General features: G+C 70.6%; 16 protein-coding genes. 3 read left to right on the top strand and 13 right to left on the bottom strand.

Annotated elements, in window-relative coordinates; translation table 11 throughout:
• Positions 1-7 precede the first annotated feature (7 nt).
• Positions 8-823 (top strand): metallophosphoesterase family protein, encoded by an 816-nt coding sequence (locus tag AC3WR5_RS16210; RefSeq protein ID WP_492485729.1) that lies wholly within the window; start codon positions 8-10, stop codon positions 821-823.
• On the opposite strand, the gene AC3WR5_RS16205 is transcribed toward AC3WR5_RS16210, so the two are convergent.
• The 11 genes from AC3WR5_RS16205 to AC3WR5_RS16155 all read right to left on the bottom strand — a co-directional run bounded on the left by AC3WR5_RS16205 (position 820) and on the right by AC3WR5_RS16155 (position 17,012).
• Complete coding sequence (locus tag AC3WR5_RS16205; protein WP_492485728.1) at positions 820-1,452, bottom strand: LysE family translocator; 633 nt, start codon at positions 1,450-1,452, stop codon at positions 820-822. The two genes, AC3WR5_RS16210 and AC3WR5_RS16205, sit on opposite strands and share 4 nt — an antisense overlap.
• A gap of 66 nt (positions 1,453-1,518) precedes the next feature.
• Positions 1,519-2,037, bottom strand: coding sequence for a cupin domain-containing protein (locus tag AC3WR5_RS16200; protein WP_141288629.1), 519 nt, complete (start codon positions 2,035-2,037; stop codon positions 1,519-1,521).
• 57 nt (positions 2,038-2,094) lie between these two features.
• Entirely contained in the window at positions 2,095-2,517 is a 423-nt protein-coding gene (locus AC3WR5_RS16195; RefSeq protein ID WP_492485727.1) for a hypothetical protein, read from the bottom strand.
• Positions 2,518-2,617: 100 nt separating this feature from the next.
• A complete protein-coding gene (locus AC3WR5_RS16190; protein WP_141288627.1) occupies positions 2,618-2,896 on the bottom strand; it encodes a hypothetical protein in 279 nt (92 codons plus the stop codon).
• A gap of 109 nt (positions 2,897-3,005) precedes the next feature.
• Positions 3,006-4,334, bottom strand: coding sequence for a PQQ-dependent sugar dehydrogenase (locus AC3WR5_RS16185; protein WP_492485902.1), 1,329 nt, complete (start codon positions 4,332-4,334; stop codon positions 3,006-3,008).
• Between the two features lie 83 nt (positions 4,335-4,417).
• Positions 4,418-13,375, bottom strand: coding sequence for a GH36-type glycosyl hydrolase domain-containing protein (locus AC3WR5_RS16180; RefSeq protein WP_492485726.1), 8,958 nt, complete (start codon positions 13,373-13,375; stop codon positions 4,418-4,420).
• Positions 13,372-13,584, bottom strand: coding sequence for a hypothetical protein (locus tag AC3WR5_RS16175; RefSeq protein WP_231010152.1), 213 nt, complete (start codon positions 13,582-13,584; stop codon positions 13,372-13,374). Before AC3WR5_RS16175 ends, AC3WR5_RS16180 begins: the two co-directional genes overlap by 4 nt.
• 116 nt (positions 13,585-13,700) lie before the next feature.
• Positions 13,701-14,309, bottom strand: a complete 609-nt coding sequence (locus tag AC3WR5_RS16170) for a PqiC family protein (protein ID WP_492485725.1) — start codon at positions 14,307-14,309, stop codon at positions 13,701-13,703.
• Positions 14,306-15,376, bottom strand: coding sequence for an MlaD family protein (locus AC3WR5_RS16165; protein WP_231010154.1), 1,071 nt, complete (start codon positions 15,374-15,376; stop codon positions 14,306-14,308). Before AC3WR5_RS16165 ends, AC3WR5_RS16170 begins: the two co-directional genes overlap by 4 nt.
• Positions 15,373-16,146 (bottom strand): ABC transporter ATP-binding protein, encoded by a 774-nt coding sequence (locus tag AC3WR5_RS16160; RefSeq protein WP_492485724.1) that lies wholly within the window; start codon positions 16,144-16,146, stop codon positions 15,373-15,375. The genes AC3WR5_RS16165 and AC3WR5_RS16160 overlap by 4 nt, the downstream gene beginning before the upstream one ends.
• A 2-nt stretch (positions 16,147-16,148) precedes the next feature.
• The gene (locus AC3WR5_RS16155; RefSeq protein WP_231010155.1) at positions 16,149-17,012 is read right to left on the bottom strand and encodes an MlaE family ABC transporter permease; all 864 of its coding nucleotides are present in this window, start codon (positions 17,010-17,012) and stop codon (positions 16,149-16,151) included.
• 268 nt (positions 17,013-17,280) lie between these two features.
• On the opposite strand from AC3WR5_RS16155, the gene AC3WR5_RS16150 reads away from it, so the two are divergent.
• Both AC3WR5_RS16150 and AC3WR5_RS16145 read left to right on the top strand, forming a co-directional pair.
• On the top strand, positions 17,281-18,300 hold the full coding sequence (locus tag AC3WR5_RS16150; RefSeq protein ID WP_492485723.1) for a hypothetical protein: 1,020 nt from the start codon (positions 17,281-17,283) through the stop codon (positions 18,298-18,300).
• A 240-nt stretch (positions 18,301-18,540) separates the two neighbouring features.
• Complete coding sequence (locus tag AC3WR5_RS16145; protein ID WP_310733347.1) at positions 18,541-19,350, top strand: beta/gamma crystallin-related protein; 810 nt, start codon at positions 18,541-18,543, stop codon at positions 19,348-19,350.
• A 108-nt stretch (positions 19,351-19,458) separates the two neighbouring features.
• Here AC3WR5_RS16145 and AC3WR5_RS16140 read toward each other — a convergent pair whose 3' ends face one another.
• Both AC3WR5_RS16140 and AC3WR5_RS16135 read right to left on the bottom strand, forming a co-directional pair.
• Positions 19,459-19,911 carry a PRC-barrel domain-containing protein gene (locus AC3WR5_RS16140; protein WP_492485722.1) on the bottom strand — a complete coding sequence of 151 codons (453 nt, stop codon included), beginning with the start codon at positions 19,909-19,911 and terminating at the stop codon, positions 19,459-19,461.
• 113 nt (positions 19,912-20,024) lie between these two features.
• On the bottom strand, positions 20,025-20,300 hold the full coding sequence (locus tag AC3WR5_RS16135) for a hypothetical protein (RefSeq protein ID WP_492485721.1): 276 nt from the start codon (positions 20,298-20,300) through the stop codon (positions 20,025-20,027).
• Positions 20,301-20,331 lie beyond the last annotated feature (31 nt).

Here is a 20,331-nt window from a genome sequence, read left to right as displayed (position 1 = left end):
TCCCGACATGACCGTCTTGCTGCAGATTTCCGACCCGCACTTCGGCACCGAGGTACCCGCGGTGGTCGCCGCGCTGCAGCGCTTCGTGCACCAGCTGGCGCCGGACGCGATGATCTGGTCCGGCGACATCACGCAGCGTGCGCGCCGTGCGCAGTTCGAAGCGGCGCGCCTGTTTGCCGACGGGCTGAACGTGCCGCAGCGCCTGGTCATTCCCGGCAACCACGACATCCCGCTGTTCAACCTGGTGGCGCGTGTTGCATGGCCCTACCGCGGCTTCGAGCGTGCGTTCGGCGCGTTGCCGGTGGCGCCGCTGGCGCTGCCCGGCGCGTTGATCATCGGCGTGAAGACAACGCGGCGCTGGCGCCACAAGCATGGGCAGCTGTCGGCTGAACAGGTGGCCGAGGTGGTCGTGCAGCTGCACCAGGCCCGGCCAGGGCAGCTGCGCATCGTGGTGCTGCACCAGCCGCTGCATGTGGGCGAAGGGCATGACCACAACAACCAGATCCGCGGCGCGGCGGCGGCCATCGAAGCCTGGTCTGCCGCCGGGGCAGACCTGGTGCTGGGTGGCCACATCCACCTGCCTTACCACTGCCAGGTGAAGGACGGCGTGCGGCCGCTGTGGGTGGTGCAGGCCGGCACCGCGCTGTCGTCGCGGGTGCGGGCCGGTGCGCCGAATTCGGTCAATGTCCTGCAGCATGACCCGGCGCGGCTGCCCGGCTTCTGCTGGCTCGCGCGCTGGGACTACAGCGCCGAGGCCGACGAGTTCAAGCAGCTGGAGCGGGTGCCGCTGGCGCTGGACCGCGGCGGTCGCAGCGTGCCCTAGGTCCGGCGCTGCACCAGCAGCCGCAATGCCAGAGCACCCAGCACAACACCCATGAGGTAACGCTGCACCGCCAGCCAGACCGGCCGCGCGGACAGCCACACCGAAATGCGCGCGGCCGAAAGCGTCAGCAGCAAATTGACCGTCGCGCCGATCAGCACCTGCAGCGTGCCGAAGGCCAGGCTTTGCGCCAGCACCGAACCATGTTCGGCCGAGACGAACTGCGGCAGCACCGAGAGGTAGAAGATCGCCACCTTGGGGTTCAGGATGCTGGTCAGCAGCCCCATGGTGAACAGCTTGCGCGGCGACTCCTCTGGCATGGCGCGCGGCTGGAATGGCGACGACGCGCCCGGCCGCAAGGCCTGCCAGGCCAGCCACAGCAGGTACAGCGCGCCGCCGAGTCGCAGCAACTCGTAGCCCATGGGCACCGCCAGGAAGAGGGCGCTCAGGCCGACCGCAGCCGAGCACATGTGCACCGTGAAGCCCAGCACCACGCCCAGCCAGGAGGTCACCCCGGCGCGCCGGCCCTGGCACAGCGAGCGCGACACCAGGTAGGCCATGTTCGGCCCGGGCGTGAGCGCCATCAACAAGGCGGCGCCAGCGAACAGCATCAAGGTGGCGATGGGCGGCATGGGGCAGGCTTCTCCGTCGGGTGGCTGGCGATCATCGCATTGCGACGTTGGCTTCGCTGCCAGGCTTCAAGGCTCGCCGTCCCAGTAGTCCAGCTCGTCGCCGCGCCGCCGCGTGGCCTCGAAACTCGTTCCGGCGTCGGTCGACACGTCGGCCTGGAACTTGTCCGAATCCGGGTATTCGCAGACCTCGACCTTGCAGCGGTTGCTGATCGCCAAGTAAGCCAGCGGCTGGTCCGAGGTGTTGATGATCTGGTGCGGGTACTCGGGGCCGGGTGGGATGAACACCACATCCCCTTCGACCAGCGGCAGCATCTCGCCGGCCACCCGCAGCGTGCCACTGCCCGAGACGATGATGAACATTTCCTCCTCGGCATGGTGCAGGTGGTAAGGCGACGCCCGCTTGCCCGGCGCCACCGTCACCACCGACAGGCCCAGCCCCTGCGCGGCCGTGCCCCGCGCCAGCCGCACGCTGTGGCTGTCATACAGTGGCTCGCGCACGCGGTGCTGCAACTCGGCTTGGCGGAAGTTGCGGATCAGCTTGCCGGCCAGCGCGGTGGCCGCCGAACCGTCATTCGAGTTGCCCATGGGTTCTCCTGATTGGGAACCGGCATTGGGCCACGAGGCGCGCGGCCGTCAAAGCGCTCAGGGCGACTTCACAGGCAGCGCGACGTGGGCCAACACGTCACCTGTGTCGAGGTTGTAGATCGCCAGCGAGGTTGCGTCTTGGAGTCGTCGCAGTTCAACCTGCACCTCAAGGTCCAGGGCATATTCGTCCTTTGTGCTGAGTGGGCTGCTCGCTTCGTGCGTGCCGATGTTCAGCGTGACGATGCCGTTATGCGGGAGACCGATCCACGGCGCTGGGAAGTCACCGTTGCGATAGAAGAAGTCACGCACCTTGATTCGCAGGTGATCACTCTCTGCCGTGACCGAGACGCCGCTCCCGGTGTTCGCGTCAGGTTTTCGCTCTTTGAATGACAGCAGGTGCACGCCCGTGGCAAAGGTGAAGGTGTTGGCATCTGGCCGCGTGTCGGGTGAGCAGGCGCTCACCAGGATGATGAAGGCCAAAGCGAGCCAGTTTCTGCCCCGCAGACATGGCGCAATGGATGGCGTTGGCCGATGGGCAGGAGCGGGTGGCATTCGTGGAGCCTACCTCGCTGGCCAATGTTCAAGAAGCCTTGTTCCGCTCCACGAGTTCGTCCACCACCTTCATCGCCTGCCGCACGTCCGCACCAGTCTGCTGGCGGTGGCAGCGCATCGCTTCGATGCGCTGGCCGGCGGCGGCCAGGGCCTGGACTTCGGCGGAGGGGCGGGCTGGGTCGCCCTTGGCGGGCATGCCGAAGATGGACAGCAGGTCATCCATCCTGGCTTCGATGCGGTGCAACTGCGAGATGATCCACAGGATCATGGCCAGGGCGGAAAGGGTCAGCAACAGCTCGAACGACATCGCGGCCTCCAGGAAGCAAATTCGTGGAGGCGAAAGGTAGCTTTGCGCTCAATCGGGGGACATCCCCCTGAAGGGGGCGAGGACCCCGTGAATTTTCCCGTCGGCGGCGTTACACCGCCCCGGTCACCCGCCAGATCGCGTTGCCCACGTCATCCGCCACCAGCAGGCCGCCGCGTTTGTCGACGGTGACGCCGACGGGGCGGCCTTGGGCCTTGCCGTTGCGGTCCAGGAAGCCGGTGAGCAGTTCGACCGGGGGGCCGCTGGGCTTGCCGGCCTGGAAGGGGACGAAGATGACCGAGTAGCCGGTGCGGATGCGGCGGTTCCAGGAGCCGTGCAGGCCGGCGAACATGCCGTGCTGGAAACGGTCAGGCAGGGTGGTGGCGCCTTCGGTGGTGCACAGGCCCAGCGGGGCGACGTGCGAGCCGAGCGTGTAGTCGGGCTTCAGCGCGCGCGCCACCATGTCGGGCCGCTGCGGTTTCACCCGCGGGTCCACGTGCGGACCGTGGTAGCTCCAGGGCCAGCCGTAGAAGCCGCCGTCCTGCACCGAGGTGAGGTAGTCGGGCACCAGGTCGTCGCCGAGCTCGTCGCGTTCGTTGACCACCGTCCACAAGGTGCCGGTGGCGGGTTCCCAGACCAGGCCGTTGGGGTTGCGCAGGCCGCTGGCGAAGATGCGGTGCTCGCCGTTCTTCAGGTCGATCTCCCAGATCGCGGCCCGGCCGGCTTCGTTGTCCAGGCCGTTTTCGCCGACATTGCTGTTGGAGCCGACGGTGGCGTAGAGCTTGTCGCCGTCCTTGCTGGCCAGGATGTTCTTGGTCCAGTGGTGGTTGATCGGGCCGCCGGGCAGGTCGCTGACCTTGACGCCGGGCTGGTCGATCGCGGTGCTGCCTTCGATGTAGGTGTAGCGCATCACCGAGTCGGCATTCGCGACGTAGAGCTGGTCGCCGACCAGCGCCATGCCATAGGGCGAATACAGGTTGGCGAGGAAGACGCGGCGGGTCTCGGCAATGCCATCGCCATCGGCATCGCGCAGCAGCGTGATGCGGTTGGCGCTGGGTGTGCCGGCACCGGCGCGCGCCATCACCAGGCCCATCACGAAGCCCTTCAGGCCGCCGCCAGCACCTTCGCCCTTGGGTGGCGCATTGCTTTCGGCGACCAGCACGTCGCCGTTGGGCAGCACATAGAGCCAGCGCGGATGGTCCAGTCCCTTGGCGAACGGCCGCACCTGGGTGCCGGGTGCGGCCTGCGGCTTGGCGTCGCCGGCCCAGCCGGTGGCCTCGGCGATGTTGACGGTGGGGATCAGGCTGGCCTGCGGCGCGGGCAGCGCCGGATCCGGGCCCACGCCTCGCGAGGTGTCGTCGGCGGCCAGGCCAAGGTTGGTCAGGCCGTCGACGCAGCCCGTCAGGCCAGCCACGCCGACCGCGATGGCCACCGCCGCCATCGCCAGCGTGGACAGGATGGGCACCCGTCCTTGCTGCAAATCTGCCGGGGTCTGGTGACCTTCCTGGGCTCCCTCGTCCTGCGTCATGGCGTCTCCTCCGGGCTGATCTGGATGTGTGCAGACGACAGGACACTGCCGTGCAGCAGGTTCGCGCCAGCATTGTCGAAAGCCTGCCCAGCGCCAGGGGCAATCGGTGTGCGCAGGGCCGCGGGCGCTGGCGCTTCATCGCCCGGTGGCGCCAGCAGCACGAAGCAAGCCGCCTCGGCGGCGCCGGCCAGGTCAATCGCCTGGTGCGCCTCGACCCGTCTTGCCCCCGGCCGCGCAGCCAGCTCGGCATGCACGGCGGCCTCGTGGGCGCAGACGACGATGCGGTGTGTGCGCTCGCCCAGCCGCACGCTGACCTCGGCCTTGTCCCAATGCGGCGGCAGGCAGGGCGACACCACGGCCTTGCCGCCGGCCAGCACCACGCCGCAGATCGACTCGACCGCGGCGCGCAGCAGCCAGCCGGCCGAGCCGGTGTACCAGCTCCAGCCGCCGCGGCCCACGTAGGGCGCGTGGGTGTAGATGTCGCCGGCCATCACATAAGGCTCGATCGCGTAGGTCTCGCCGCGCCGCGGGTCGGCCCAGCGGTGGGCCGGGCTCAGCGCGCAGAAGACCTGCCAGCTGCGCTCGCGTTGGCCCAGCCGGGCCAGCGCCATCAGGGCCCAGACGGCGGCGTGGTTGTACTGGCCGCCGTTCTCGCGCACGCCGCGTGGGTAGGCCTGGATGTAGCCGGCGCTCGGGGCTGCATGCTGCAGCGGCGGGTCCAGCAGGCGCACCAGCTGGTTGGGTGTGTCCAGCAGGTGCACGCTGGCGCTGGCCATCGCCTGGCGCGCATGGGCTTCGTCGCCGGCCCCGGTCAGCACCGCCCAGGCCTGGGCGATCAGGTCGATCCTGCACTCGGGGTTCTGCGCGCTGCCCAGTGCCGAGCCGTCGTCGAAGAAGCCGCGCAGGTACCACTGGCCATCCCAGGCCTGGGTGTCCAGCGCCTTGACCCAGGCGTCGCGTGCGGCCAGCCAGCGGCGTGCGCGCTGCCCTTCGCCGCGGGCGGTGGCAATCGGCGCGAAGTCGGCAATCACCTGGCACAGGAACCAGGCCAGCCACACCGACTCGCCCTTGCCGTGGTGGCCCACGCGGTTCATGCCGTCGTTCCAGTCGCCGGTGCCAAACAGCGGCAGGCCGTGCACGCCATTGGCCAGGCTGCAGTCGATGGCGCGGGCCGCGTGTTCGTACAGGCTGGCACGCTCGGGCGTGACGGTGGGGCTCTCGTAGATGTCCTCGGCGCCGGCCGGCACTGGCTGGCCTTGCAGGAACGGGGCTTCTTCGTCCAGCAGCGCGCGCTCACCGGTGCGCTCCACGTAGTGCGCCAGCGCCAGCGGCAGCCACAGCCGGTCGTCGGAGAAATGGGTGCGCACGCCTGCGCCGCCCGGCTCGTGCCACCAGTGCTGCACGTCGCCCTCGGGGAACTGGCGCGCGGCGCTGGTGCGGATCTGCGCGGCCAACAGCTGCGGTGCGCGTGTGACCAGCGCCATCGCGTCCTGCAGCTGGTCGCGGTAGCCAAAGGCGCCGCCGGCCTGGTAGAAGCCGGCGCGGGCCCACATGCGGCAGCCCAGCGTCTGGTAGGGCAGCCAGTGGTTGACCAGCGCGTCGAAGCGCGCGTCCGGCGTGCGCACCTGCACATTGCCCAGCATCTCGCGCCACTGCTCGCGCTGGCCGGCCAGCCGCGCGGCCGGGGCCACGCGCCAGGCGCTTTGCAGCAGCGTGCGCGCATCGCCCGGGTCGCGCCCGTGGCCCAGCAGCACCGTCAGCTTTGCGGGTTGGGCCGGGGCGATTTCCAGCTGCGCGGCCAGCGCGGCGCAGGCGTCCAGCCCGGCGCCGCTGTCCTGGCCCAGCTGCACCGGCAGGATCAGCTGGCCGGCGGTGTTGAAGAACTCGCGCCGGTCGCAGGTCCAGTCCTGCGGCAGCAGGCGCACATTGGCCTGATCGGCGCTGAGCTTGGCGGCGCCTGGCTCGTCGCCAGGCTGCGGCGGGCGGATCGCCAGGAATGCCGTGGCATTGCCAAAGCCGCCCAGGTGATCCAGCTGCGTGGCCTGCAGCGTCAGCACGCGCTGCGGCTGCGGCAGGCCGGCGCCTTCGGGGCCGGTGGCCAGCCAGTCGGGCCGGGTGGCCACCGAGATGCGCTCCTGGCGCGCGCTGCCCATCTGCCATTCGGCCATGGCCACCAGCCGCAGCCGGCGCCGCGGCGAGCTGGCCACCACGGTCTGCTTGGCCGGGCCGCCGGTGCCCACCAGCGCCAGTTCCACCTGCACCTGCTTGACGGCGGCACGCGGGTCCACGCACCAGGTCAGCGTGACTTCGATGTCGTCCAGCCGCTGGCGCAGCCGGGTGTAGCCAATGCCGTGCTCGACTTCGCCGGGCGATTCGTGCGAGAGCTGGCGGCCCAGCGCCCAGATGCGGCCGCGGTCCAGGTCATGCAGCAGCAGCCATTCGCCGGCCGGGTCGGACAGCGCGTCGTTGGACCAGCCGGTCAACTGGTGCATGCGGCTGTTGCCCGCCCAGGTGTAGCCGCCGGCCAGTTCCGAGACCTGGCAGCCGAAGTCCGGATTGGCCAGCACATTGACCCACGGCCGCGATGGATGCTGGGCCGGCGAGCGCTCGAACACGAAGGCGCCGCTGGCCGCGTCGAAGCGACCCTCTGGCGCCAGCACCGCGTGCCGCACCGGGCCCGCCAGCGGCAAAGGCAGCGGCACGACCGCATGCTTGACCGCGCTGCGCTCGGCATGCGCGCGCTGCTGTTCCTCGGCCCAGCGCGACAGCTGCTGGGCCAGCGAGCGGCCGTCGGCCAGCAGGCGCAGCCGCGACAAGGTGTGCAGCGTGATGCGTTCGTCGGCGCTCAGCTCCGGCTCGCGCAGCACGTACATGGCCGCGCAGAGGTGGCTGGGCCGGCCGTGGTGCTGGGCGTGCAGGCGGGCCTGCAGCGTCTGCAGCGCATGCAGCACTGGCGACAGGTAGGACACCGGCTCGTCATTGCTGACCACCAGGTCCACCACCAGCCCGGCGGTGGACCACATGCGCAGCGCGCGCTTGAGCGTCTGCACCAGCTCCAGGCCTTCTTCGCCGCTGATGCTGACCCAGATCAGCGGCCGGTCGCCCGAGATGCCGTGGCGCCACAGTGCCCGCCGGTCGCAGCGCGCAGCCACCGGCACGGGCCCGCGCTGGGCCGCGCCTTCGGTGCGCGTGGCCTGGCCGGTCACCAGCGTGTTGAGGTTCAGCAGCGCGGCCCAGGTGTCGGGCTCGAACTGCAGCTCGCGCAGGCGGATGCCGGCCATGGTGTACGACATGCTCGCCGCCCGCTCCACGTGGCTGGGCTGGCGGTACTTGTCGATCAGCGCACTGAGCGTGTCGGCCTCGCGCGCGGCGGCGGTGCAGAAGGTCAGCGTGACGCTGGCGCCCGGTGCGATGCGCAGGCGCACCAGCAGCCCGGCGATCGGGTCCAGCCCGGTGTCCACCAGCTGGCCTGCGCCGCCCTGCGGGTCGGCCGGATCGGTGGGGATGAACTGCGCGCCGCCGTCGCCCAGCGGGCGCGCGCTGCTGCCGTAGCGGCCCAGCCAGCGCGCCCGGTCGGCGCAGGGCGTGACCGATTCGATGATGCCTTCGGCGCCGGCCAGGAAGTGCACCGCGCGCATTGCCGCCTCGTCCGGCAGGCGCGGGTTGCGCACCATGTGCAGCGCCAGCTCGGATTCGTCCCAGCGGGTCTGGATGAACAGGTTGGAGAAGGCCGGGTGGGCCTCGTCGCCGCGTTGCGGCGCCAGCGTGGCCTCGAAGCAGGAGGCCAGCGTCAGCGCCATGGCCTGCGGGCTGGCGTTGGTCAGCACCACCTGGCGCATCTCGCAGTCGTCTTCCGGGCTGACCCAGACGGTGCAGCTGCTGTGCAGGTCGCTCCAGCGGGCATCGAAGATCACGCGTTCGGCCTGCAGCCGGGCGCTGTAGCGCGCGGCTGGGTCGGGGGCTGGATGGGCGGTGATGGACTGCCAGTTCGGCAGGCCCTCGCGCTGCAGGTAGAAGAAGCTGCCGTAGGCGCCGCGCAGCAGGTCGTCGCGGAAGCGGGTGATGCCCACGCCGTCCCAGCTGCTGTAGCCTGCGCCGTGGCTGCGTAGCACCACGGCGTAGCGGCCGTTGGTGAGCAGCTGCGTCAGCGGCACGGCTTCCTGCAGTGGCCGGCTGTCGCGCAGCATGCGGGCACTGCGCGGGCCACGTAGCTTGGGTGCCGGCAACGCAGCGGGCAGCGCCGCCACTTCGCGCGGCGCGCGCTCGTGCAGCAGCGTGCTGACCGCGCGCAGGTGCGGGTCGGCCTGGGCCCAGTGGCGCGGCGCCTCGTCGGCCAGCACATTGGTCAGCGCCAGCATCGCCATGCCCTGGTGGTGGGCCATGTAGGTGTGCACCAGCGTGAAGCTGCTGCCGGCGGTCTGGCGCCGCGGCGTGTAGTCCACCGCCTCGATGAAACCCATGGTGCGGCGCGCGCCCAGCTCCTGCAGCGCACGCAGGTTCTCGACCGCGGCGACCGGGGCCACCACGGTGGCCATCAGCGTCGCGTAGGGTGCGAGCACACGCTCGTCGGCCGGCAGCCGGCTCAGCGCCAGCCGGGGTGCGCCCTGCGGGCCGTACTGATAGGCCAGCGTGTGGTCCTGGCCGGCGATGGCCGACTCCGAGATGCCCCAGGGCGTGCCCTTTTCGCGGGCTTCGGCGCGCTGCTCGGCCACCGCGCTGCGGGTGGCCTGGTGCAGCACGCTGCCAATCGGTTCGGCCAGCACCAGCGAAGGCATCAGGTACTCGAACATCGAGCCCGACCAGGACTTCAGCGCGATCTCCTTGCCACAGGCGAAGAACGGCCGGCCCAGCGCCGCCCAGTGCGCCACCGGCAGGTCACCCTTGGCAATGCCGACCAGGCTGGTCAGGCGCGACTCGCTGGCCAGCAGGTCGTAGTGGTTGTCGTCGAGCTGGTGGGTGTCGGTGCGGCAGCCGATGTGCAGCAGCTGGCGCTCGCGGTCGTAGAGCGCCGCGTAGTCGGCCTCCAGCCCCATCTTGCGGGCGCGCTGGGCGAGGGTGCGCAGCTGGCTGCGCAAGGCGTCGCGGTCGGCCAGCCGGTCGCGCACGGCGGATTCCAGCGTGACCACCATGTCATGCATCAGCCACAACGAGCGGCGCTCGTCGGGGTCGCCCAAGCCCTGTTGCGCCAGGTGCAGCGTGTCCAGCTCCATGCGGGCCAGGCGCACCTGCGCGCTCAGCGCCTGCGCGGCAGCCAGGTCGGTCGGCCAGGCTTGGCCTTGCTGGGCCAGCAGCGCGAGCGTCTGCAGCGAGGGGGCATTGGCCAGCGCCGAGTGCAGCGCCTTCATGCGCTGGCGGGCCCGCTCCAGCGCGACCTGCAGCGGCGCCTCGGCCTGCTCGTCGCTCAAGGCCGCAGCGGCTTCGCAGGCCTGGGCCACGACCAGAAGGTGGCCCGAGCAGTTGCCGCTGTCGACTGCCGAGACATAGGCCGGCGGCAGCACCGCACCGCTCTGCGTGTCGTACCAGTTGTAGAAGTGGCCGCGCCAGCGGGGCAGCGTGTCCAGCGAGTCCAGCGTGGCCTGCAGGCGCTCGGTCATCGCCGCCAGGCCGATGAAGCCCAGCTCGCGGGCGCAGGCCACGGTCAGCAGGTACAGGCCGATGTTGGTCGGCGAGGTGCGGTGGGCAACGATCTGGTAGGGCGTCTGCTGCACGTTGTCGGGCGGCAGGTGGCGGTCGGACGCGGTGACGTGGCTCTCGTAGTAGCGCCAGGTGTCGCGCGCCACGCCGTGCAGGTAGTCGCGGCCGTCTTCGTCCAGCTGCTGCGCATGGCCGTGCAGCGGGCGGGCGGCCAGCCAGGTCCACAGCGGCGAGGCAGCCCACACCAGCAGCAGCACGGCGGCAGCGCCGGCCTGCACCGGCGCGCCCAGCGCGGCGGCCACGGCCAGCAGCAGGCCCAGCCCCAGCGCAGCGGCTGGCACGCGCCAGTGCTGCAGCAGCAGCGGCCGCAGCGCGGTCCGGGCCGAGGCTTCGGCCGCGGCCGCGGTGGTCCAGGCCAGCAGGTGGCGGCGCGAGACGAGCTGGCGATAGAGTGCGCGCACGATCGCGTCGCCATACAGCCAGGCCAGCTGTAGCAGCTGGCCGATGTGCCACACGGCCAGCGCCAGCGCACGCAGCACGTCGGCCCCGGCGCGGCGGTAGAACAGGCCCAGCGCGATGTCGTCTCGCGAAGGTGCGAGGCCAGCCACGGCGCCGATCAGCGGGCCGGTGCAGAAGGCCGCGGCGACGACGGCCAGCGCCATGCCCAGCGGCATCGCGCCGGTCGCCAGCACCCACAGCAGCAGCGCCAGCGACAGCGGGGCCACCAGCGAGCGGCGCAGGTTGTCCAGCATCTTCCAGCGGTTGATGCTGACCAGGCCCCAGGCCGAGCCATGGCGCAGGAAAGGGAGCAGTTGCCAGTCGCCGCGGGTCCAGCGGTGCAGCCGCGATGCGGCGACGTCCGGGTGCACAGGCGCGGCTTCGAGCAAGGTCACGTCGCTGACGCCGGCGCAGCGCGCCACCGAGCCTTCGAGCAGGTCGTGGCTGAGCACCTGACCCTCGGGCAGGCGGCCGGCCAGCAGGCTGCGGAAGGCCTGGACATGCAGCAGGCCCTTGCCGCTGAAGGTGCCTTCGCCAAACAGGTCCTGGAAGATTTCCGAGCTGGCGATGCTGTACGGGTCGATGCCGCACTGGCCGCTGAACAGCCGGTGGTACGGCGTGGCGGTGCCGGGGTTGGGCAGCGGTGTGGAGACACGCGGCTGCAGGATGGCGTAGCCCGACAGCAGGCGCCTGCCACTGGCATCCAGCCGCGGCCGGTTCAGCGGGTGCGCGGCATTGCCGACCAGGCGGCGCAGGCGGCCCGGGGGCATGTCGGTGTCGGCGTCCAGCGTGACGACGTAGCGGGTGTCCGGCGCCAGGCGCGACAGCGCGCCCAGGTCGGCGAATGGCGAGGGCGAGGTGGCCATGCCTTCGGGCGGCATTTCACTGCTGTGCCAGGCCAGTTGTTCGACCAGCGCTTCGAGCTTGCCGCGCTTGCGCTCCCAGCCGATCCAGCGCTGCTCGGTTTCGCTCCAGCGGCGGGCGCGGTGCAGCAGCAGGAAGCGCGGCGGCGCCGTGTCGCTGTCGTCGCCATCGTCCGCGCCCTCGGCTTCGATGTGCGGATAACGGGCGTTGAGGCGTTCGATCTCGCGCTGGGCGCGGGCCAGCAGGCCGCCGTCTGCCGGGCTGTGCTCGGTTTCGGCATCGGCGAAGTCGCTCAGCAGCGCGAACTGCGCATGCGGTTCGGCATTGGCCAGGTAGTGCTGTTCCAGCTGTGCGGCATGCGCGGCAATCGCGGCTTCGCTGGTCAGCATCACCGGGATCACCACCATGACCTTTTCACTGGCCGGCAGGCCCAGCGGGAAGGCCAGCCGCGGCAGCCGGGCCGGGCGGGCCGATTCGCTGATCAGCCGGTTCACCAGCGCAACCACGGCCTCGCTGACAGGGCCCAGCAGCAACAGCCCGGTGACCACCAGCAGCGCCACCGGCAGCGCCGGCGGCGTGGCGAAGTGCAGCAGCCAGGTGATGGCCAGGGCCGTCAGCAGCATCAGGCCGGCCAGGTAGGCGGCGGTGTTGAGCTGGCGACGGGCGGCGCTGTCGCGCGGCGGCCAGCGCGAGGCTGGCAGGTCCAGCGCGGCCAGCAGCCTGGCCTGGCCGGGGCCGCGCCACCAGTAGGCGGGCGCGGCCTCGGGCGCCGCCAGGTCCGGCTGGCCCTCGGCGAGTTCGACGATCAGCCGCGCCACGTCGGTCTCGCTGTGGTGGGCCGAGCGCCGCGCCAGCCGTTCGACCGCGTGCAGCGTGTCGTCCTGCGTGGTCTCGGCCTCGGCGGCGTACACCGGCGAGACCTGCAGGATGCGCATCACCGCGCTGGCATCGGCAATCAGCTCGCGCCAGTTGGCGCGGGCGATGAAGCGAAGCGTGGTGATCGCGTTGCGGATGCTTTGCTGGTCCTTGGTGGCCTCGTTCTGCTGGCGCGCCAGCGCGCCTGCCGGGTCGGGCAGGCGGGTGCTGAGCCAGGCATTGAGCGCGGCGCTCATCTCGGGCGAGAGCTCCTCCACCCGCTGGTCCAGCTGCAGCAGGAAGGCTTCGCCAACGCCGCGGGCGGCCATCTGCGGCGCCAGCGCGTCGAGCTGGGCCATGTTGATGGCGTCGGCCTGCTGGTCCAGCCATTGGTGGGCGGCGTCGCGCGCGGCCTGCAGCGTGGCGGCGCGCTCGGCCAGCCGGCGCAGGTTCTCGACCAGCACCACGCGCAGCGTCGTCGGCAGGGCCCAGAGCTCGGCCAGCGAGAGTTCGCGCTCGCCCTGGTAGGCCCTCAGGTAGGTCTTCAGCAGCTCGGTGTCGAAGCCGCTGTCGGTGTGGGCCACCCAGGCCCAGGCCACGCCGTAGATGCGCGGCAGCCCGGCCAGCGGCTCGTCGCGCAGGCGCGGCAGCAGGCGGAAGAAGTTGCGCGGCAGGCTGCGGCGGATCTCGTGCAGCTGCTCGTCGATCAGCGCAGCGTTGTCCAGCAGCCAGTGGGCGGCCGGGCCGAGGTGGCGCCCGTCCACCGCGCGGCGCTCCAGCAGATGGCGGGCCTGCTGCAAGGCCTCGACGTTTTCGCGCAGGCGCGGAAAAAAGGTCGAGCCGTGGGTCTGGCTGGGCACGACTTCGTGCGCCTGCGCCAGGCTTTGGCCGTGCTGCTCGAAGCGGGCCGGGCCAAACAGCACCGAGCGGATGGCGGGCTCCAGCGGGCCCATGGCCGGGCTCAGCAGCGTTTGCTCGTTGAGCACGCCTGTGCGTGCTGCGCTTTCGCGCAGCGTGCGGGGGGCGGAAGAAGGGGGCGAGCTGTCTGACGAGTCGTCGGCGGCGTCCTGCCGATCATCGGCAGCGCCGGGGTTCCCTTTCACCACCAGCCGCCGGCCAGTGTCAGGCCCAGCGCCAGCAGGGCCACGGTGGTGGCGAATCGTGGGGCAACCAGGCTATGCAGCCGCTCGGCGACCTGGGCTGCGACAAACCACGGGCCGCGCGCCTGCTCACACTGCTGCAGGTGCCGACCCAATGCGGCGGACTGGTCATGCGGCAGACGGGCGGCAATGGGGGCGGCAGCGGTGGTCATGGCGTTGTTCTCGGTAGGGGTGCGGGGGACGCGATTAGAGTCCTAATCTACCGACGCCCTCCCGCAGGGTCTTTCAGACGCCCCCGCGATCGCCTGTGGGCCCTGTCCTACGCGGGTCAGGGCAGGCCGCGTGCCAGCTGCTGCGCGAGCTGCCAAAGCGCCAGCCGGTGGGCGTCCACCAGCTGGCCGGGGGCCGGGCCGGCGCTGGGCGCCAGCAGGTCGGCCTGGCCTACCTGCGGCGGCTGCTTGTTCAGCGGGTCCACCAGGCTCCAGCGGGCCGACAGGCGCACGCCGTTGCGCTCGGGCGTGGCTTCAAGTGCCAGCAGCTCAAGCTTCAGGGTGCCGGCCACGGCGACGCCGGTGGGTGCGCTGCCGCTCCAGACTTTGTCGGCCCCCAGCAACTGCGCCAGGTCATGGCGCAGCAGGCGTGGCACGGCCTCGCGCAACGGCTCGGCCCAGCGCTGGTCGGGCAGCGGGGTCAGGTCGCTGCCGCCGGTGGGCAGCCACAGCGCGTCTCGCTCCAGGTACTCCGGCATGCGCACCGGCAGTTGCAGCAGCCAGGCACCGGGGCGTGGGGCCGCGGCCGGCGCGAGGGTGGCGGCGGTCGGGGTGTCGAGTGCCAGGCGGTAGAAGCGCGGCGGTGGCGCGCTGCTCGCGCAGCCGGCCAGCCAGGCGCTCAGCAGCAGGGCGGAAAGCGCGGAAAAAGCGGGGGTCGGCCTGGTCATGGGCGCACCTCGGTGGCGGAAGTGGATGGCGGTGGTGGCGGCGGCGAGGCAGACTTGCCGCGGATCAGCGACGAGGGTTGCTGCTCCAGCGAATCGGCCAGCTCGCGCACGGCACGTGCGGCGCGCGAGAGGTCCTGCATTGCCTGGCCGGCGTTCTGCACCAGGCCGCCGTCGTCGCCGACCTGCTGGCGCAGCGAGGCGGACAGGGCGGACAGCTCGTCGGCGGTGCTCTGGATGCGCTGCAGCAGCGGCGAGTCCGGCGCGACCAGGGCCTTGTAGCGGTCGGCCGCGCTGCCGACGCGGTTGGCTGTGTCGGTGACCCGCTCTGCGGCCGGGCCGATGCGCTCGGCCGCCTGGCGTGCGGCGCTCAGCGTGGCGTTGGCGTTGTCGGCCAGCGGGCCGATGCGGCCGTCGACCTGCTCGGTGATCTTGCGCAGGTGCTCGGTCATCTTGGCGATGTTGTCCAGCGCCTCCTTCAGCTGCGGGCCGCTGACCAGGCCGCGGGCCGACGCGGCAATCGCCGAGACGTCGTCGACCAGGCGACGGAAGTCCATGCCGTCGAGCTGATTCTTCAGGTTCTGGATGGTCGTGACATTGGTCGGGATCTCCAGCCCGTCGTTGTTGTCTCGGCGGTTGGCCGGCTTGCCGGGCCGCAGGTCCAGGTCCACGTAGAGTTGGCCGGTCAGCAGGCTTTGCATCGACAGCTGGGCCGTCAGCCCGCGGGTGATCAGGCCTGGCAGCACCGGCTGGGGCCGCTTGTCGTCGTCCTTCTGGTCGCCCAGGCCGCGGATCGCCTCGGGCTCCAGGTCGGCCTTCACGGGGATCAGGAAGTCGCCATGCGGCTGGTCGTAGACCAGGCCGATGGAGGTCACGCTGCCCAGCCGCACGCCGCGGAAAACCACCGGCGCGCCAACCTGCAGGCCGTAGATCGAGCCGGTGAAATACATCACCACGTGCTCCTTGCGTGCGAACAGCTTGCCGCCGCCGGCCAGGATGATCCCGACCAGCACCAGCGCGATGCCGACGACGACAAACGCGCCGATCAGCGTTGCGTTCCCTCTTTTCATGCTGCTTTTCCTCTGCGCAAAAACGTCTGCACTTTTTCGGGCCCGTGTTCGAGCAATTCGCGTGGCGGTCCGAGTGCGGTCATGGTCTTGTCCTGCGCGTCCAGGAACAGCGCGCGGTCGGCGACCGCGAAGATGCTGGCCAGTTCGTGCGAGACCATCACGATGCTGCGCTGGTGCTCGTCGCGCAGCTGGCGGATCAGCTGGTCGAGCTGGTCCGAGGTGATCGGGTCCAGCCCGGCGGAAGGCTCGTCCAGGTAGAGCAGCGGCGGGTCCAGCGCCATCGCGCGGGCGATGGCGGCGCGCTTGCGCTGCCCGCCGCTGAGCGAGGATGGCTCGGCGTCGAACTGAGCCGACAGGCCGACGAGTGCGAGCTTCTCCTCGGCGCGCTGGTGGCGCTGCTCGGCGCTGCCGGCGTCGTGTGCACCCGGGAACAGCTCCATCGGCAGCATCACGTTTTCGCCCACCGTCATCGAGCTGAACAGCGCGCCGGCCTGGAACATCACGCCAAAGCGCTGCCGCAGCTGGGCCTGCGCCTCGGCGCTGACGGTGGCAATGTCCTGGTCCCCTTGCGGGCCGGTGTACAGCACGCGGCCCTTGGCGGGCACCTGCAGGCCGATCATGTGGCGCAGCAGCGTGCTCTTGCCGCAACCGCTGCCACCGACGATGACCAGCACCTCGCCGCGGCGCACGTCGAAGTTCAGGTCGCGCTGGATGAGCTTGCGGCCGTAGGCCATGGTCAGGTCCTCGACGCGCAACAGCATGTCGTTCATCTTCACCAGCCCAGGCGCTGCAGCGCCACTGTCAATGCCGATGCGGCGACGACGATCCAGACGATGGCCTGGACCACGGACTTGGTGACGGCCTCGCCGACCGCCTCGGCGCTGCGGCCGGCGTTCAGGCCCTGGCGGCAACCCGCCAGCGCCACCAGCAGGCAATACACCGTGCCCTTGGCCAGGCCCACGTTGACGTGCGTCAGCGTCAGCACCTGGCTGGACTTGTAGATGTATTCGGCCGGTGCCACGCCGAAGATGGCCACCGCGATCAGCCAGCCGGCCGCCACCGCGACGATGGCGGCATAGGCCGTCAGCAGCGGCGCCACCAGCGTCAGTGCCAGCAGCCGCGGCAGCACCAGGTGATCGATGGGGTTCACGCCCATGGCCTTGAGCGCGTCGATCTCTTCATTGGCCTGCATGCTGGCCAGCTGCGCCGCATAGGCCGCGCCGATGCGGCCCGACAGGATGATGCCGGTCATCAGCGCGGCAACCTCGCGTACCGCGCCAATCGTCACCAGGTCGGCGATGTAGGTCTGCGCACCAAAGCGCTGCAGCTGCACCGCGCCCATGTAGGCCAGGATCACGCCGACCAGGCCGCTGACCAGCGAGACGATGGCCACGCTGCGCGGCCCTGCCTGGTCGATCTGGTAGACCAGGTCGCTCAGGCGCATGGTGCTGCGCCCGCGCAGCAGGCGGCCCAGGCCCAGCAGCACGTCGCCGATGAACTCCCAGGTGCAGCGTGTGCGTGCGCCCGCTTCGGCCACCCGGGTGCCCAGCGCCGTGACCCAGTGGGGCCGCGGCCTGGGTGCGCGCCGCGGGCGTTTGGCGGGGTCGGTTGGCGGTGGCGCTTCGGGTTCGGGCATCGCAGGGCTGCTGGGTGTCTCGTTCAAGGGGGCCGGAATGGGGTGACTGGACGCGTCACGAAGAGGCGTCGACAAGGCGCTGCAACAAGCGGGCCCACCTTGGCAGTCTTGCATTGCAGTGTGCCGTGTCGGCACCTGGCTGCCATCGGCTGCCAGCGGGTTCGGCTGTGGGACACGGCTGACAGTGTGTCAAGCGCAGCTCCCACGGCCTGGCAGCCGGGCGGGTTGGATGATGCCGCATCGCTTCAATGACCCCAAGAGGACTTCCATGGGAACCATCCATCCCGCGACACGGCTGAACGCCCTGCCTGACGAGTTGTCCCTCGCCCCGGCAGTGATGGCCACGCCCTTGGGTGCCGTGTCCTGGCCGGCGGTCTTCGCTGGTGCGACCGGCGCTGCGGCACTGTCGCTGATCCTGCTGATGCTCGGCTCCGGGCTGGGCCTGTCCGCCGCGTCGCCCTGGGCGCAGCACGGTGCCGATGTCGGCACGCTGGGCGTGGCGGCCATCCTGTGGATCATCGTGACCAGCCTGGCCGCCTCGGCGCTGGGCGGCTACATTGCCGGCCGGCTGCGCAGCCGCTGGCGCGATGCGCAAGGCGATGAAGTCTTTTTCCGCGATACGGTGCACGGTTTCCTGTCCTGGGGCCTGGCGACGCTGGTCAGCGCCGCGGTGCTGGGCGGCGCGGCCTCCAGCATTATCGGCAGCGGCGCCAAGGCGAGTGCTGCGGCACTGGTGGGCGGCGGCTCGGCCGTGGCTGCGGCGGACCCGACGCGCTATGCGGTGGACAAGCTCTTCCGCACGCCTGACGGCATCGCGCCCCAAAGCACCGACACCGCGGTGACCGCGCGCAATGCCGCTGCGGCGACGGCCACTGCGGCCGCGGCCAACGCGCTGCCAGGCACCGTCACGGTGGTGCCCACCGTGATGCCCGTCAGCGGCAGCCTGGACCGCTCGAACGACCGCGCGCTGGCCGCGGAAGCCACGGCCATCTTTGTCGCCAACCTGCGCAGCGGGGCGTTGCCGGCAGACGACCTGCGCTACCTGGGCCAACGTGTCTCGCAACAGACCGGGCTGGCGCCGCAGGACGCCGAGAAGCGGGTTTCGGATGGCTATGCGCGGCTGCAGGCCCAGTTGGCCGAGGCCGACAACGCCGCACGCGTTGCGGCCGACCAGGCCCGCGGCGCCTCGGCCAAGACCTTGCTGTGGCTGTTCATCTCGCTGCTGATCGGTGCGTTCGCGGCCACGCTGGCGGCGACCTACGGCGGGCGCGAACGCGACCGGGCCTGAAGCCATTCGTCACACGCGGCTGTCCACCGACTGGACGCGCCACACGTTGAACCTGCAAGCACGAAGAAGGAGTTCCACCATGCGTTCCTTGCTGCTCTGGGCGCTGGGCGTGCCCATTCCCATCATCATCCTGATCGCTCTGATCCACTGACCACCCGGTCCCGGTCCCCCTGCCGGTGCGGCGATTCGAAATCGCCGGCAAATCAGGTGCCTCTATTACCTGAAGTCTGGAGAAGTCCAATGAAAAAATCCCTGATCAATTCGCCGCTCAAGAAGCTGCTCGCCGCTGCCGGCATCCTGGTGCTGGCAGCGCCTGCGATGGCGCAAGTGACCTTCTACCAAAATGATCGTTTCCAAGGCCGCTCGGTCAGCGTGCAGACCCGCGTCGATGACCTGCACCGCTATGGCTTCAATGACCGCGCATCCTCGGTCGACGTGCGCGGCGGGCGCTGGGAAGTCTGCGAGGACTCGAATTTCCGTGGCCGCTGCGTGGTGCTGCGCAGTGGCAGCTACCCGTCGCTGCGCGACATGGGCCTGAACGACCGCGTCACCTCGGCGCGGCTGTTGCGCAGCAATGACCGGATCGACGAGGCGCGCTATGCACCGCCGCCGCCGCCCGCCTACAACTACTACCGCCGCGGTGGCGAGCGTCTGTACGAAGCCCAGGTCACGCAGGTCCGGGCCGTGATGGGCGAGCCGAACCAGCGCTGCTGGATCGAGCGCGACCGTGTTGTGCGCCAGGACCAGCCGAATGTGCCGGGCGCGCTGGCTGGCGCGGTAATTGGCGGCATCCTGGGCCACCAGATCGGCGGCGGCAATGCCGGCACCGCAGTGGGCGTGGTCGCGGGTGGCGCACTGGGTGCCAACATCGACCGCGGCCAGCAGCAGTCGGTGCAGAACGTGCAGCGTTGCCAGAACGTGCCCGACCGCACGCCGGACTACTACGACGTGGTCTACCGCTACAACGGCATCTATCACCACGTTCAGACGACCAATCCGCCTGGCCCGACCATCACCGTGAACGGCCGCGGCGAACCGCGCAGCGCGTGATGCTGTGAAGCGCTCGTGCCTGGCACGAGCGGCCAGAAAAAAAGGGCGACCCTCGGGTCGCCCTTTTCGCGTCTGCCGCAACGGCAGCGGGTCATGCCCGGCCTGGGCTCATTCCCAGTAAGGCGGGCGGCTGTAGTAGCGGTGCACCTGCACATGCCACTCGCGATCAGCTTCGCTGGGCCAGCTGTCCTTGTCGAAGCCTGGCGCGTGGTCGAATTTTTCCTTGCTGGCATCCAGCACGAAGCACTTGCGGTCGGCGTCCAGCGTCAGTGCGCTCCACGGCAGGGCGAACAGCTTTTCGCCCAGGCCGAGGAAGCCGCCCGAGGCCATCACCACGTAGGCGATGCGGCCGGACGACATGTCCAGCATGATCTCCTCGATGGTGCCCAGCGTCTGTTCCTGCAGGTTCAGGACTTTGTCGCCGGTGATGGTGCTGGCCGTCAGCAGGCCCGGCCCCGGGCCGTTGGGCACGGGGGTCACGGTGCCGGGCGGCAGGCCGGGGTTGACGAGTGCCGGGTCGCGCAGGTCGGCGCTGCCGGGGAAGGTGTCGAGCATGGCCATGGTTTGCCTTTCTTGCGGCGTGGGCCGCAGCGAAGAAGGTAGAGACAAGCGCAGCGGGCGGGCCGTTGCGCACTTGGTCTGGTCACGGCAAGTGGTGTGCCGCGGAATGCCGCTCAGCGGGGTGGATGTTCCGGGTCGCGCTTGCCCTTGGGCCCGGGCGCCGATGGCGGCAGTCGGCGGTTCAGCGCTTCCAGCACCGGCCCCTTGTCGGTGTCGACCTTGCCGCTGACCACGTCCTGGTGGGCCTGGCGCATCACCGGGTCCGGCTCGGCTGCGGTGTCGGCCGATTCATCCCGCTCGTGCGGCAGCTGGGGCTTGGCCTGCCCTTGCTGGTTGGCCGTGGTTTGCGCATGGGGCGCTTGGGTCTTGGTCGGGTTGGCGGTGCGCATGAAGGCAACTCCTGGTGGTGGGGGTTGCCTT

Source organism: Ideonella sp. FW305-24 (assembly GCF_058788035.1).
The sequence above is the reverse complement of the archived record's forward strand: the minus strand, read 5'-3'. Positions and strand labels throughout refer to the sequence as shown.

What these genes read in the sequence shown, in the direction of transcription:
- AC3WR5_RS16185 (WP_492485902.1), bottom strand. Translation starts at nt 4,334, where the DNA reads ATGGCGGCGGTGGCCATCGCGGTCGGCGTGGCTGGCCTGACGGGCTGC.
- AC3WR5_RS16160 (WP_492485724.1), bottom strand. Translation starts at nt 16,146, where the DNA reads ATGAACGACATGCTGTTGCGCGTCGAGGACCTGACCATGGCCTACGGC.
- AC3WR5_RS16190 (WP_141288627.1), bottom strand. Translation starts at nt 2,896, where the DNA reads ATGTCGTTCGAGCTGTTGCTGACCCTTTCCGCCCTGGCCATGATCCTG.
- AC3WR5_RS16165 (WP_231010154.1), bottom strand. Translation starts at nt 15,376, where the DNA reads ATGAAAAGAGGGAACGCAACGCTGATCGGCGCGTTTGTCGTCGTCGGC.
- AC3WR5_RS16150 (WP_492485723.1), top strand. Translation starts at nt 17,281, where the DNA reads ATGGGAACCATCCATCCCGCGACACGGCTGAACGCCCTGCCTGACGAG.
- AC3WR5_RS16210 (WP_492485729.1), top strand. Translation starts at nt 8, where the DNA reads ATGACCGTCTTGCTGCAGATTTCCGACCCGCACTTCGGCACCGAGGTA.
- AC3WR5_RS16155 (WP_231010155.1), bottom strand. Translation starts at nt 17,012, where the DNA reads ATGCCCGAACCCGAAGCGCCACCGCCAACCGACCCCGCCAAACGCCCG.
- AC3WR5_RS16200 (WP_141288629.1), bottom strand. Translation starts at nt 2,037, where the DNA reads ATGGGCAACTCGAATGACGGTTCGGCGGCCACCGCGCTGGCCGGCAAG.
- AC3WR5_RS16205 (WP_492485728.1), bottom strand. Translation starts at nt 1,452, where the DNA reads ATGCCGCCCATCGCCACCTTGATGCTGTTCGCTGGCGCCGCCTTGTTG.
- AC3WR5_RS16170 (WP_492485725.1), bottom strand. Translation starts at nt 14,309, where the DNA reads ATGACCAGGCCGACCCCCGCTTTTTCCGCGCTTTCCGCCCTGCTGCTG.
- AC3WR5_RS16145 (WP_310733347.1), top strand. Translation starts at nt 18,541, where the DNA reads ATGAAAAAATCCCTGATCAATTCGCCGCTCAAGAAGCTGCTCGCCGCT.
- AC3WR5_RS16175 (WP_231010152.1), bottom strand. Translation starts at nt 13,584, where the DNA reads ATGACCACCGCTGCCGCCCCCATTGCCGCCCGTCTGCCGCATGACCAG.
- AC3WR5_RS16135 (WP_492485721.1), bottom strand. Translation starts at nt 20,300, where the DNA reads ATGCGCACCGCCAACCCGACCAAGACCCAAGCGCCCCATGCGCAAACC.
- AC3WR5_RS16140 (WP_492485722.1), bottom strand. Translation starts at nt 19,911, where the DNA reads ATGGCCATGCTCGACACCTTCCCCGGCAGCGCCGACCTGCGCGACCCG.